This window comes from Winogradskyella sp. (assembly GCF_028289625.1).
Taxonomy (GTDB): domain Bacteria; phylum Bacteroidota; class Bacteroidia; order Flavobacteriales; family Flavobacteriaceae; genus Winogradskyella.
Genome location: NZ_JANQOM010000026.1, coordinates 17,907 through 32,516, shown reverse-complemented (window position 1 = coordinate 32,516; position 14,610 = coordinate 17,907). Strand labels below are relative to the sequence as shown.

12 protein-coding genes are annotated in these 14,610 nt (G+C 35.3%); 1 reads left to right on the top strand and 11 read right to left on the bottom strand.

The genetic code is table 11. The features are described from left to right. Positions 1–947: HlyD family efflux transporter periplasmic adaptor subunit (locus Q0992_RS05485; protein ID WP_299521338.1), on the bottom strand; the 947-nt coding region annotated here is incomplete at its 3' end. 65 nt (positions 948–1,012) lie between these two features. Continuing rightward, positions 1,013–2,926 carry an ABC-F family ATP-binding cassette domain-containing protein gene (locus tag Q0992_RS05480; protein WP_299521337.1) on the bottom strand — a complete coding sequence of 638 codons (1,914 nt, stop codon included), beginning with the start codon at positions 2,924–2,926 and terminating at the stop codon, positions 1,013–1,015. A 110-nt stretch (positions 2,927–3,036) separates the two neighbouring features. Here Q0992_RS05480 and Q0992_RS05475 point away from each other — a divergent pair, with 110 nt between their 5' ends. Further along, a complete protein-coding gene (locus Q0992_RS05475) occupies positions 3,037–3,420 on the top strand; it encodes a DUF983 domain-containing protein (RefSeq protein ID WP_299521336.1) in 384 nt (127 codons plus the stop codon). Here the strand turns inward: Q0992_RS05475 and Q0992_RS05470 are convergent. The 9 genes from Q0992_RS05470 to Q0992_RS05430 all read right to left on the bottom strand — a co-directional run bounded on the left by Q0992_RS05470 (position 3,410) and on the right by Q0992_RS05430 (position 14,475). Beyond that, positions 3,410–4,456 (bottom strand): FAD-binding oxidoreductase, encoded by a 1,047-nt coding sequence (locus Q0992_RS05470; RefSeq protein WP_299521335.1) that lies wholly within the window; start codon positions 4,454–4,456, stop codon positions 3,410–3,412. The two genes, Q0992_RS05475 and Q0992_RS05470, sit on opposite strands and share 11 nt — an antisense overlap. Positions 4,457–4,556: 100 nt before the next feature. Further along, positions 4,557–5,465, bottom strand: coding sequence for a gliding motility protein GldN (gene gldN / locus Q0992_RS05465; RefSeq protein WP_299521334.1), 909 nt, complete (start codon positions 5,463–5,465; stop codon positions 4,557–4,559). Between the two features lie 40 nt (positions 5,466–5,505). Then, a complete protein-coding gene (gldM, locus tag Q0992_RS05460) occupies positions 5,506–7,080 on the bottom strand; it encodes a gliding motility protein GldM (RefSeq protein ID WP_299521333.1) in 1,575 nt (524 codons plus the stop codon). Positions 7,081–7,132: 52 nt separating this feature from the next. Continuing rightward, on the bottom strand, positions 7,133–7,765 hold the full coding sequence (gene gldL, locus Q0992_RS05455; RefSeq protein WP_299521332.1) for a gliding motility protein GldL: 633 nt from the start codon (positions 7,763–7,765) through the stop codon (positions 7,133–7,135). A gap of 78 nt (positions 7,766–7,843) precedes the next feature. Continuing rightward, entirely contained in the window at positions 7,844–9,196 is a 1,353-nt protein-coding gene (gene gldK, locus Q0992_RS05450) for a gliding motility lipoprotein GldK (protein WP_299521331.1), read from the bottom strand. A 160-nt stretch (positions 9,197–9,356) separates the two neighbouring features. Then, entirely contained in the window at positions 9,357–10,523 is a 1,167-nt protein-coding gene (locus tag Q0992_RS05445; protein ID WP_299521330.1) for a formimidoylglutamase, read from the bottom strand. Between the two features lie 5 nt (positions 10,524–10,528). Then, positions 10,529–13,024 (bottom strand): type I DNA topoisomerase, encoded by a 2,496-nt coding sequence (gene topA, locus Q0992_RS05440; protein WP_299521329.1) that lies wholly within the window; start codon positions 13,022–13,024, stop codon positions 10,529–10,531. A 158-nt stretch (positions 13,025–13,182) separates the two neighbouring features. Next, positions 13,183–13,620, bottom strand: a complete 438-nt coding sequence (locus Q0992_RS05435; RefSeq protein ID WP_299521328.1) for a hypothetical protein — start codon at positions 13,618–13,620, stop codon at positions 13,183–13,185. Positions 13,621–13,665: 45 nt separating this feature from the next. Beyond that, entirely contained in the window at positions 13,666–14,475 is an 810-nt protein-coding gene (locus Q0992_RS05430) for a hypothetical protein (RefSeq protein WP_299521327.1), read from the bottom strand. Between the last annotated feature and the right edge of the window lie 135 nt (positions 14,476–14,610).

The following is a 14,610-nucleotide window of genomic DNA, read 5'->3' as shown; positions in this document are numbered from 1 at the left end:
ATTTGATCTCCATCTAACATTAAATTTCTGTTCACTTCGATGGCATTCGATTCTTTTTTTGCATTGAGGTTAGCTTCAAGGTACATACCTTCCTTAAGAGCGTCATTTTTAACCTCGATGTATGCCGTGATTGTTTGGGTTGTAGCATCAATACTACCATTCACTCTAGAGACAACACCAACATATTCTTCAGTTTTTTCGAGGTTATTTAGTTTAACCTCTTCACCTACTTTCAAAAGACTAGCATAGGTTTTACTTAGAGCAACTTCCATCTCATACACTGATGGGTCAATAAATTCTCCAAGTTTTTGACCATTTCTTATCAGCGAACCTTCAGTGGCCAGTGCCTCAGTCAATATACCTGTAAATGGTGCTTTTATGTTGTATTTTGCAAGTCGTTGTTCTAGATTTTTAACGTTATAATAATTTGAAACAATTCCTCTTCCTGTAATGAAATAATTTTCTTTATCCGTTGTCATCTTCGGAAGCTCAGGTGTAGACTTACTAAGGTCAAAACCATTAAGATAGGATTGCCACTTTTCAAATACCTCTGGAAAATCTAATCGTAAGTCTGGCATAATAGCCGCTATAGAATTGTACAAATTACTTTTTGAAGATTGTACACTCGCATAGTATTCAGAGGCATCAATTCGGATTAATGTTTGCCCTTTACTGTATTTCTGACCTGGTTTAAATAGTTTTGTGCCACTTTTAAAAACGCCTTGTACTTCTGCAAATAATTCTACACGCCGTTTGGCTACTAAATTACCATTAGCTGGTATAACGATTTGCACAGCAGTATTTTGAATGGTATCTATGAAAACCGTTTTCACAACCTTTTCTGGGGTTGGCCTTTTCTTATTCTTACTGTTGGCAATAGATTGACTGGCAAAGTAGGCACCAACAATAACAATGATACCTAAAAGAAACAAAATTATTTTGCGCATGAAGCTGATGGTTGTTTTCAGCTGCAAATTTACCTATATAGCAGGGTTATGCCGTTAAAAAAAACTTAATTGTTATAACTGTCTATCTGATCTTGAAGCGTTTCCCATTCACTCATAAGTTTTTCTAATTCAGTCTTTTTAGACTGATAGACATCGAAGAATTTAGGATCTGATACCGTTTCGTCATAATTAGTAGCTAAAGCCACATCATCATTTTTAATCGCTTTTTCAAGCTGATTAATTTTAGACTCTATATTGCTCAACTTATTATTTAATGACTTTAGTTTCTTTTGGTCTTCGTAACTCTTCTTATTATTGTTAGGTTTTGGTTGCTTTTCAATAATCGTTCGTTTTTCAGCTTCTCTCAAATTCTCGAGATTACGTTGTTCTAAATAATAATCGATATCGCCTAAATATTCCTTTATTTTCTGATCCTTAAACTCATAAACGGTATCTGCCAAACCTTGAAGAAAATCCCTATCGTGCGAAACTAAAATCAGAGTACCTTTAAATTGTCTTAAAGCTTCCTTAAGTACATTTTTAGATTTTATATCCAGATGATTTGTGGGTTCATCCATAATTAAAACATTCAAAGGCTGCAATAATAATTTAGCTAAAGCCAATCGGTTTCTTTCGCCACCAGATAAGACCTTAACATATTTTTCAACCTCATCACCGCGAAACAAAAAGGCTCCTAAAATGTCGCGCACTTTACTTCTATTTGTCTCGTTTGCAGCGTCAATCATGGTATCCAAAACCGTTTTGTTACCGTCTAAATATTCTGCTTGATTCTGAGCAAAATAACCGATTTGTACATTGTGACCTAGCTTTAAATGACCTTTATGCTCTATCTCGCCGATGATTATTTTAGCTAAAGTTGATTTACCTTGACCATTTTGCCCAACAAATGCAGTCTTCGTTTCTCTCGCTATAGTTAAGTCCACTTCATGTAAGACTTGTAAGTTACCGTAGCTTTTAGAGACATTTTCTAATTCTACAACCACCTTCCCTGGTGTTATAGACACAGGAAATTTTAAACTCATAACACTATGGTCATCTTCATCGACCTCAATGCGTTCCATACGGCCGAGCTTCTTTATAAGCGATTGTGCCATCGTGGCTTTAGAAGCTTTGGCCCTAAATTTCTCTATAAGCTTTTCCGTTTGCTGTATTTGCTTTTCTTGATTTTTCTGAGCGGCTAACTGCTGCACCTTCATCTCCTTTCGTAATGCTAAAAATTTGGTGTAAGGTTTATTATAATCATAAATACGACCAAGAGAAATTTCTATAGTGCGATTGGTGACGTTATCTAAAAACATTTTATCGTGCGATACAATAACCACGGCACCACTATAGTTTTTTAAAAATCCTTCTAACCAAATGATAGATTCTATATCCAAATGATTTGTGGGCTCATCTAAAAGCAATAAATCATTATTTTGAAGTAATAATTTTGCCAATTCAATACGCATACGCCAACCACCAGAGAAGGTATCCGTAAGCTTATTGAAATCTTCTCGCTTAAAACCTAAACCTTGTAAAATCTTCTCGGTTTCCCCTTGGTAGCTATAACCACCCAAAATTTCGTATTGATGTTGAATCTCATTTAAATCTATCATCAACTGATGATAAGATTCACTTTCATAATCCGTTCGTTCAGCCAGTTGAGTATTAATTTCATCTAGCTTAGCTTCACAAGCTTTTATCTCTTTAAAAGCTTTATAGGATTCCTCCAAAACCGTTTTTCCGAAGTCAAAATCTATATCTTGCTTTAAAAACCCAATCTTTAAATCCTTATCTATTGCAATTTGTCCTGTATCTGCCTCTTGCTCTTTCGCCAAAATTCTGAGCATTGTGGACTTACCTGCACCATTCTTGCCTATAAGACCAATTCTGTCTCCAAGACCGAGCTTAAAGGTAATATCCTCAAAGAGGTATTCTCCCTGAAAAGAAATCGATAAGTTATGGATATTTAGCATAGTATTTTTGAATCATACAATTGCCATAAAGTTACAATTGTTACAGTTTTAGTTTGATAAAAATTTACCTTTGTATTGACACAAAAAAAGCAAAAGTAAAGGTTTTAGTTATGATTAGAAAAGGAATGAAACTATATAGTATTCTTTTTGGTGCATGTCCTAAATGCCATCAGGAATCCATGTACACTGTAAAGAACCCTTATGTACTTTCGGATACGTTAAAAATCAATGATAACTGTTCGCACTGTGGCACTAAATACCGAATGGAACCATCATTCTTTTACGGCTCAATGTATGTGAGTTATGGTGTTGGTATTGCCTTTGCAGTGGCTGCTTTTGTGGTGAGTTATATTTTATTTGAATCTTCTTTATTGACTGCTTTCATTAGCATTGTCCTTACCTTAATCTGTTTTTTACCTATTATAATGCGCTTGTCCAGAAATATTTGGATTAACTTTTTCATGAGTTACGACAAGTCTCTGGTTAAGAAGTAAAGCGATTGCTATTTATTTCTGCATCTAAAGGGTGAGCATTTTCAATGAATTGGTAGAGTTTACCAGCGACGTAAGGAGCAATCATTACACCTCGGGTTCCTAAACCATTTAAGACATATAAATCTTGATGCTCTGGATGCCTACCGATTAAAGGGCGTCGATCTTTGACCGTAGGCCTAATTCCTGCAACATGCTTTACAACTTCAAAATCACAATTAATAAAGGTTTTTAATTTTGAAAGTAGCTCGTTCTTTCCGGCTTCTGTAGGTACATTAGATTTATCATCCCAGTTATAGGTAGAGCCCACAGTATAATGGTCATTACCAATGGGAATAATAAACACAGAAGACTTTATGGCAACATCCAAATTTAAACCTGGTGCTTTTATGGTTAGGACTTCACCTTTGGTTCCGTTTAATGGTAAATGGTTGAAAAAGAGATTCTTTTTCATCCCAAAGCCCTCAGCAAATACTATATGTTTCGCTTTTATGTCTGAATATTGAAGTCCATTGGATTCAATGTTTAGTTCATCGTATAAGAATTCCGATTCCCTCAAAGCGTCTATGCCTCGCAAGAAAACCTTATACGCATCGATTAGTTTTTCGGTATCTAACCAACCCGCGTGCAAAACTTCACCGAAACCAAAAGGTGCGTCTATTAAATCACTTGTATTGTTTACAAGCATGGTTGAAAGAAAAGGTTCCAAACTAGGTTTATCTGAAGCATTAAACCACAGGTTTTGTTCTTCTATTGAAGAAAATCTTCTTAAAAGTTGAAGTTTATAATCTATGGTTATATGTAAACTCTCTTCAATGTTTCTGTACATTGGCGAAGCTGTCTCCAATTGTTCTTTGGCTTTCCAAACTTCCGAAAATCGTTTTAAAATTACTGGATTATACAAACCAGCAGCTACAAGCGAAGATTGTTGAGAACTGTCATCAAACACGAAAAAAGACTTATTATTTGCCCGCAATTGCTCACAAAAAGCAATGCCTGCCAACCCACAACCTACAATGATATAATCTACTTGATTCATATTAGCGAAAATATCAAAAAGATTTCTGCCCTAACAATAATAGTATCAATAAAAAACGCTCACCAAATGGTGAGCGTTTTTTATATCATTAGAGTTTTATTTAGTAACTCCACATGTCTTGTTCAAAATCCCTAATCTTGTTTTTAATACGCTCAGATTCTAAAAGCTGCATTAATGCATTATCAGAGATATACTCTTCAACTTTTCTATCGCCATAAACGTTTTCTTCTTTATAGATTAAACCGTGAAAGCGACGACTGTTTAATAAGTGATCAAAAGAAATAGGTGTAGCACTGTTGGTGTTATTGAATGATTTAGCCTCGTGTAAAATATCTCTTACTTCAGGATAGAATACCCAGAACATCGGAATAGGTTCGCTATTTTCAGAGCTTTCGTCATCAATAAAGTTAACGTCTGGTGCTGCTGGTGCGATTCCCAAAATTCTGTACTTCAATTCGCCTTGACGCTTATCAAAATACCACAATCCCTTAATTAAATATGAATTTATATCCGCAGGACCAATTTCTCTACGAATAACATATTCCTCTGGTAATTCATCCTCACCAACACCATTTTCATTCATGTAATCAATACCAGCATCGGTGATTTTAGTCATAGTTAAAGATGCTTCTAAATCTTCTAGTGTACGTTCTTCAGTAAAATAAGAATCCGCATACACTTTAGGAATCATACCACTCTCCATATTCTCTCTTAAAACTTGGTACAATGACTTTCTATCGTCACCTAAGTTACCTTCAACAGGAAAATATAGCGGAAAGTTGACACGCTCGTCTAGTACTACCTTTTCCCAAATCATTTTAGAAAATAAGATGTCTCTATCACCGACATAACCATACTCTAAAGGTTTGTCATTATCTAAAAGTAATTCAGCTTCGGTTTTCATACCTATTTCTTCAGGTATTTTTGCATTGAGGATATTAGCCTGTGCAAACATAGTATGTGTTGCAAAAATTGCTAATCCTACATGTATAAAACGCTTCAATTTCATCTTACTTATTAATTTGGGTTTTGTTCTTTAAATCTATTTACTAGTTGGTTACCTCAACGACTACTGGCGATACATTTTTAAGTCGATAAGACGCATTACCTGTTATCCTTGCTTTAATGTCAAAAATAGTAATATTATCACCTTTACGTGCTCTACCGATGGCTGCTCTAGCCTGAGAATTCATTTTAGTACCTGCTACATTAACTGTTGGTTGACCAGGCACTTTAATCTTAAATGATGTTGTTTCTATTGGTAAATCAAATACGAAATCGTCTAACTTAGCGCCTACTGTACCAACTTCGACATTACGCTTCGGTAATTTTACAACACCTGTCTGACCTGATATCATTCCTGTTGGTGCTGGTATATCCTTAATTCTAAATTGTTTTGAATCAGTAACTTTCTTACCATCATCCAAAGTAGCAGTAACGCTTATCGTTACTTCTTTACCTGTAGGAGCTTTCATAATATATTTACCCTGACCTGCTGCTTTTGATAAGCCTGTACCAGTAGCTTGTACCTTATTATCTGGTACACCAGCAAACGAAATGGTCATAGGGTTATCGACACCACGATATACCACATTCATTTTATCCGCAGATATTGTTGCAGAATTCGGTCTTGGTACTACCACATAGTTAGCACTGATTGGAATCTTAAGTTCTTTATTATTTTCAATAAATGTGAATTCCCCTTCTATTTCATGCTGTCCAACGTTTCCAACATTAAAGTCTAAAGTAGCAGCACCACTTGAATCAATTGCCTTAGACAAATCAATTTCCTGTCCTTGTACTTTAAGACTTGTTGGTGGAACATTCGCATATTTTCCAATAACTACACGTCCTTGAAATTTTTCACCTGCAAAAAAAGCTGATTTATCAGCTAAAACAATAGCTTGATAATTATTTAATGTAGTCGCTTCAGATACAATGTTACCTAAGAATAAACTCAACATGTCAGACTCTGTTACTTTTACATCATTCTGCATTGCTGTTAACTTGGTGTAGGATGCAATTGCAGGGAAACCTTGAAAATGATAGGATAACCAATCAATTTTTTTGCCATCTTTATTTTCAACTTTTTCAGTACTAAAAAGCGCATTGAAACTATCAGCTTGACCTCTGTAGCTTTCATCAGTTGCCAAAATATCGTTTATTGCTTTTTTATACTCTTCGATATTGGCCATCACTTCTTGCCCTTTCTTAGTTAAGCGATCTCCTGTAAACCAAGCTTCATCCAGGATATCTGTTTTATCCATGGCCTCGAAATCTAACTTACCGCTTTCTTTATCAGCTGTATATTTTCCTTCTCGTAATAAATCTTGTTTTAAAGTTTCTATGTAACTGTAAAATTTATCAGTGGCAATTTTTACTTGTTGCGCACGAGCAGCTGGTACTTTAAATTCAGCTGGATTTTCTTTACCTTTAGTTGTAAGCTCCGCTAGTAACTTTCCATTTCTTTCTGTTGTTGCTGTATTAGAAGCTGAGAATTTAGCTTCCATTAGTCCAAAAGCGGATAGGACTTCCTTGGACATATTCATTGCCATCATAGCAATAAATACCAAGTACATTAAGTTGATCATTTTCTGCCTTGCAGATAATTTTCCTCCTGCCATTGTAATTAGTTTTTAAATGTTGTTAATTAATTAAATCGATACTAAAAACTAATTAGTTCTTATTCATAGCAGACAACATACCACCATATACACCATTTAATGATGAAAGGTTAGATGCTAAAGATTGCATTTGCTCTTTTAACTTCGTTGCATTCTCCACGGCTTCTTCATTGATAGCCGCTTGACGATTAGCGCTCTCCATCTGTACTTTATACAGACTGTTTAAAGACTCCATTTGTGCTGCAGCTAAGGATAATTCCTCGCTATATTTCTTCTGAGCAGACATAGAATCTACAGTTGGATTTAAGTTTTTGGCAGCCCCTTCGAAATTTTTGATACTATTTCCAAGACTAGCCATTAATTCACCATCTATTTTGGCTTCTTTTAATAAGTTATCTAATTTTTTAGATAATATACCCTCAGCATCTTTTGGCTCTTCTTTTTTCTTTTTACCTAGGGTTTGACCTCCTGCTAGTTCAGGATATACTAAAGACCAATCTAAATCTGCTTGTTGTTTTTCGAATGCAGAGTATGTAAATACCAGAGCTTCAACAATCATACCTATAGTTAAGATTTCTGAACCATAAGGCCAGTGTTGAATTTTAAATAATGCTCCAACGATTACGATAGCCGCTCCTAATCCATAGATCATGTTTGTTAATGTCATTTTACCTTTCTGTGCCATAATTTTGTTTAGTTTAAGTTTAAGTTAATCGGTATAACTTAAGTAGGTTAATTTAATTTGGGTTATTGTTTTAAGTTGTTAATTCGTTGCCGCATTCTGAGTGACTTCTGTTCCCATGTAGTCTTGGACAGTTCTAAATCCTATATAACTTCTGGCAGAATCCGCATATTCATAATCTCTTGAGCTTACCTGTAAGAAATAAGACACGTCTTTCCAAGAACCGCCTCTTACAACTTTACGCGAATTGCCCGGGTCATTAACATTTGGATTGATTGTTGAAGAATACTCGTATGATGCAGGATCGTAAGATCCGTTTACCCATTCTGAAACATTACCTGCCATATTGTACAAGTTGAAATCATTAGGGTCGTATGCGTCTGCTTCTACTGTATAAAGCGCCTGATCTGCTGCATAATCGCCACGTAATGGCTTAAAGTTGGCCATAAAGCATCCTCTATCATTTTTGGTGTACGGCCCACCCCAAGGATAAGATGCTCCTTGAAGCCCACCACGCGCAGCATATTCCCATTCTGCTTCAGAAGGTAGTCTGTAAGAATTAACAGGTTGTCTTCCTTTACTTTTTTGGTATCCATTATGGTGTAAGGTTCTCCACTGGCAGAATGCTTGTGCTTGTTTCCAAGACACTCCTACCACGGGATAGTCTCCATAAGCATCATGCCAAAAATAGTCATTATGCATTGGTTCGTTATAAGAATAAGCAAAATCCCTTATCCATGCTGTAGTATCTGGATACACCTCAACTTCCTCTTGCTCAATCACTTGAGAACGTCTTAGGCTTCTGTCTTTAGCTGCCTTAGCTATATCCATATAGGTATACTGAAACTTAAATTGCTTTACATCCCAGGTACGTTGACCATTGTAAGATTCCTCTAATGGTAAATACATACCATCCATAACTTCTGCATAAAGTTCATCTGGATAGTCATCGGTATCAAAATATAAATCTATATCACGATTAATCTTTCTTTGCTCATTACCATAGGTATTTTGCATGTAACTTTCGTAGGCATTTAATTCTTCGGGATTGGAGTCTAAATATGCAAACTCACCAATATCACCGTTACCAGGTGTTTTACCTTCTAAATCGGCCATTTCAGCCAACTTAAGTCTAAGTATGGAGTCTCTAACCCAATACACAAACTGTCTGTACTCACTATTGGTAATCTCAGTTTCATCCATATAAAAGGCACGTACTGTTGCAGTCTTTGTAGGCGCATCTTTAACACCAGCGATATCATCGTCTGATTTACCCATAATAAAAGCTCCTCCAGGAACTAGTGTCATACCATAAGGTTTTTCTGGGTGCCACTTTTTACCTTTAACACCTACTAGTTGTCCACGGTCTCCAGAATTACAACTGGCTACCAAAACCAATACGGCGCTTAGTAAAATAAATTTCTTAATATTCATAGTAACTCGAGGTTAAATTAGTCGTCCTTAATTTTAAGGTCGTAAACATATTTATATATTTTCGAAAAAACAACTTTTTTCTAATTTTTTTTGCATTTCGTCCTTAAAAAATGCATTTCGTCGATACTTTTAATGTTAAATTTTCGACGAAGAGTCATATTTAAAAGCTGTTCTTCCTATAGGCTTTATACCATCTTTCAGGAATTTCTCCTTGCGTAGCACGCACATAATCAGTGTGCATGCATGGTAATAACGTGTGCTTTTTTAATTTATTATTAACATCTGGCAAAAATGGAATTTCAATCCACCAGCGTCCTGTTTTTAAACTTTTATAAAAAATAAGTTCGTCACCCTCCACTAAAACATTGAACTTTTGAAATTCTTTATCATTTGTAAAATCGTCGTCATTAACCCTACAATTAACACCTTCTATAAAATACCAAATCATTTGCGCCAACAGCATAGATGTTGCATTATCATTTTTGGAGTTTTTATACTCGTATATACCAAAAGAAGATACTTTATTGCTTATACCTGCATAACGCGATATGGCACAAATTTCTTTACCAGAAAATCCATTTGGTGAATACTTTTGGTTGTTACTTACCTCAGCAGCCCTTATCGACTTTAAATCTATGGACACAATATGTGCATCTCGCAATAACGGCTCTACCTTAGTTATCTCGCTGGAAATTTCTCCTAGACGGTAGGACTCAAAATATAACTTTTCCATGAGGTCTATTTCCTCTTGGGAATTAAAATATGTTTGATATCCTATAGTAGAGTAATTAAAAAGATTATAAGGCTCCTCAACTATAATTTTACCAACATAGCTATTATTTCTAATTGGTAAATTGGCATCGCCTAAATCGAAATTTGTATCGATATTAACAATGTTAATCATTGGCTTTACCGTGTCATATGCACGATAATTTGCATATGTTAAATCCTGACTACCACCAAGTATAATTGGAATAATGTCTTTTTCGACCAAAACGGTAATCGCTGTCTTTATAGCAAAATAGGTGTCTTCAGTGGATTCTCCAGGCTCAATATCCCCTAAATCCGCTATTGTAGTATTCCAATTTCCGGGAAATAATGTGTAAAGTGCTTGTCTTATAGAATCGAAGTTAATGTCAGACCCTATGTAATTGACATCATTTCGGTTTTCTTGAACTCCGATAATAGCTAACTGTACATCGTCTAAATCCGGAATTCCGTTTTGTCGCGAATGAATTTTGATTTTTTTTCCTAGTGCTTGTTGCGCAATTAATTCTTTATGAGCTAAAACCGCATCTGAAACAGGCGTTAGAAAATTAAAATTCATAATTATTACTTCTTTTTTGTCGTCGCTTTTTTTCTTGTTTTATTTTTAGGAGTGTTTTTTTCAAGAATTTCTTTGGCTTCTTCTAGACTCATTTCAGAAACGTCAACGGTTTTTGCGAGTTCAACTTTCTGTTTCCCCTTAATAACATTGTGCCTTCCCCATCTTGCCTTTTCTACTCTTATGCCTTCGTCTTCCCAAACATGGATAAGCTTATCTTTTTCTTTTTGGATTTTATCCTCAATCAAAGTTACAATGTCTTCTTCGGATAAATTGTCCCAATCGTACTTTTTATTAACATTTATAAACATGTTATTCCACTTTATAAATGGTCCGAATCTCCCTTTACCCTTAGTCACCTCTAACCCTTGATACTTGTATATAGGAGCATCTGCTTTTTCTTTCTCCTTAATATATACTATTGCTTCATCTAAATCTACTCCAAGTGGATCAACTCCTTTCGGCAAGGACACAAACTTTTTACCAAAACGCACATAAGGGCCAAAACGACCATTGTTTACCTCAACCTCATCTTCTTTGTAATGCCCTAAAGACTTAGGCAATTTAAATAAATCCATAGCTTCTTCGAAGGTAATAGAACTCAATTGTTGATCTGGTGATAGACTTGCAAATTTTGGTTTTTCTTCATCATCTATTGTACCTACTTGTACCATCGGTCCAAATTTTCCTAAACGCACACTTACCTGGCGACCTGTTTTAGGGTCTGTTCCCAATATGCGCTCACCCGATTCGCGCTCTGCATTTTCCTGCACATCTTCAACTTGTGGATGGAAGCCTTTGTAAAAGTCTTTCATCATTGCTCTCCAATCTTCTTTGCCTTCTGCTATATCATCAAAGCTCTCTTCTACTTTGGCCGTAAAATTATAATCGAGAATATTTTCAAAATGATTGACCAAGAAGTCAGTAACAATCATTCCTGTATCAGTAGGTATTAACTTACCTTTATTAGACCCTACTTTTTCCGAAAGCTCATTATTCTTAATTGCACCATTTTGCAATACCAATTGTTGGTATTTCCGTTCTTCTCCTTCATTGGATCCTTTTTCTATATAATTTCTATTTTGAATTGTGGAAATCGTCGGCGCATAAGTTGAAGGACGACCAATACCTAACTCTTCGAGTTGTTTTACCAAAGAAGCTTCCGTATATCGAGATGGAGGTCTGGTAAACCGTTGTGTAGCTGTTATATATTTATTATCTAGTTTTTCACCAACTTCAAGATGTGGCAGTATCCCTTCTTGCTCAGCATCCTCATCATCAGTTCCCTCTAAATACACTTTAAGGAATCCATCAAATGTTATGATTTCACCATTAGCAATAAATTGTTCGTCTATCTTATTAGAAGCATTTATCCTAATTTTTAGATTGGTACGCTCCAATTTTGCATCGCTCATTTGTGAAGCTATAGCACGCTTCCATATTAAATCGTATAGTCGTGCCTGATCGCGCTCAACATTTACATTATGATTTGCAAAATTTGTTGGCCTTATAGCTTCGTGAGCTTCTTGAGCCCCTTTAGATTTTCCCTTATAATTTCTTGGATTGCTATATTCTGAACCGAATGCCGAAACGATTTCGTTTTCTGCATCTTTTCTAGCTTCATCAGACAGGTTTACACTATCTGTTCTCATATAGGTAATTAAACCTGCTTCATATAGACGTTGGGCATTACTCATGGTTCTGCTCACAGAAAACCCTAACTTTCTTGAAGCTTCCTGTTGTAAAGTTGATGTGGTGAATGGAGCTGCTGGTGACTTCTTAGCTGGTTTTTTTTGTAAATCTGAAACTTCATACCAAGCCTCCTTATTAGCATTTAGAAAGTCTAGCGCCTCTTGCTCAGTATTGAAATTCTTCGGTAATTTTGCTCTAAATGATTTACCCTCTTGAGAAGTAAATTCAGCATCAATTCTATAAGATGCATTGGGTTTAAAGTTTTGAATATCCCGTTCGCGCTCTACAATCAATCTAACCGAAACCGACTGTACCCTACCAGCAGATAAGCCGCCTTTTACCTTTCTCCACAACACTGGAGATAATTCATAACCTACAATACGATCCAATACACGCCTAGCTTGCTGTGCGTCCACCAAATTATAATCGATACTCCTTGGATTTTCTATGGCTTTTTTAATAGCACTTTTGGTAATCTCATGAAAAACGATACGCTTCGTTTTTTCCTTATCTAAACCTAATGCCTCTGCCAAATGCCAAGCAATGGCTTCACCTTCTCTATCTTCATCACTTGCTAGCCAAACTATTTCTGCCTTTTTTGCTAATTCCTTGAGTTTTTTTACAACATCCCTCTTCTCCTTAGACACTCTATATTTTGGTTCAAAATCTCCATCGACATCAACGCCTAATTCTTTTGATGGTAAATCTGAAATGTGTCCGAAACTAGATTCAACTTTATAATCTTTTCCTAGAAATTTCTCTATGGTTTTTGCCTTGGCAGGTGACTCAACTATGACTAAATTCTTGGGCATTCTTTATTTTTTTGAGGTTACAAATGTATATGAAAATTAAGTTACAATCCTAATTTGACATCAAATAGCAAATGTTTTACCACTATTTGTAGTCCTTACAATAAAGAAAAAGCCTTGTAAAAAACAAGGCTTAAAACCAAATGTTAATATTGTTATAATTAATACGAGTAGAGTATTGGTTCTGAATAATCTAAAAGATTAAACATGATCTCGTTCTCACCTTCAACTTGAAGATTTCTTAAATCAAAAGAAAAGGTTCTAGTAAAAACAGCAAGGCAGGCTTCGTTGTTTGTGAGGACTGCCCTTATATTGCGCTGTACAGGTAAAGACTCCATAACATCGAGTGTTGAAAACACTTGAAGCACCCATGTGTCACCACTGCATCCACTGGCAGAGATTTCTACATTGAGACAATCACCATCAACCTCAGCATCTATTATTGTAAAAAATGCAGAGTTGGCATTTTCATATTCATCGTTGTCTTCTATTGCAAAACGATCGCAATCGGTTGGTGGTAAATTTATATCATCGTCTTCACATTGAAAATTTAACAACAGAAGCGACATGGCAACCAAAACATATTTCGAATATTTCATATTACTACTTTTCTTAATAGATGACCACTATTGAAAAAGGTTGCACTAAAATTTCACATCTCCAACCGTTTGCAAACTATCACCTTCATTATTGTCAAATCCTACCACGTCTTTGTAAATATTATATGTTGGTAGCATTATAAATGAACGAGTAACATAGATTCCGACAAAACACATCAAAATTCCAACGATTGTGGCTAAAAAACCGGCAACAAAAAGAAGTCCAAAAGAAATAAGCCATTTTTTGTTGCCAATACCAAAACTTATATTAATAATTTCCGAAACGGATTTTTCGGGATTAAACGCATAAACTACATACATGTAATATAACGGTACTATAGCATAAAAGATGGGCAATATGCACAACAAATAGGCAATAATAATAATACCAACAAATGCCAAACCAAGTTTTACGGTCTTACCTAAATAGGGTTTCTTAAAAAAATAAAAATAATCCTCCCGTCCCATTTCATTAAAATCCTTCATCTTACATATGCGATAGAATGCAGCTTGGAGACCAAAAGCAATAGTACTCATCGCTGCTATTGCAAAAAGATACAACGGAATCATCACTAGCAAAAACATCGGACCAAAGCTGGGTCGACTGTAAGGGTCGTAATAATCATATGGATTATACGGATCATAACCCGAAGTATAAAAATCAAAAAAACCTAAGAAAAATAGTGGGATATAAATAACCATTACCACAGGTATAGCCATTACTATATTTAAAAGCACAGTAACTAAACCTTGCACCCACACTTTTTTAAACAACTCAATAGAATCGTTAAATACTGTTCCAAAGTCTAAATCTTTGGCATTTTGAATACGGTTTTGGATTTCTGAAATATGCATAAGCTATTGAATTGATTAGTAGCACCAAAGTAATTCTTTTTTTGATACTTTGTCAAATTAAATATGTAGCTGACACTTTGTCATAATCTCCAAAATAATACTATCTTTGCATGCTTATTGTTTTTTATGTAAAAC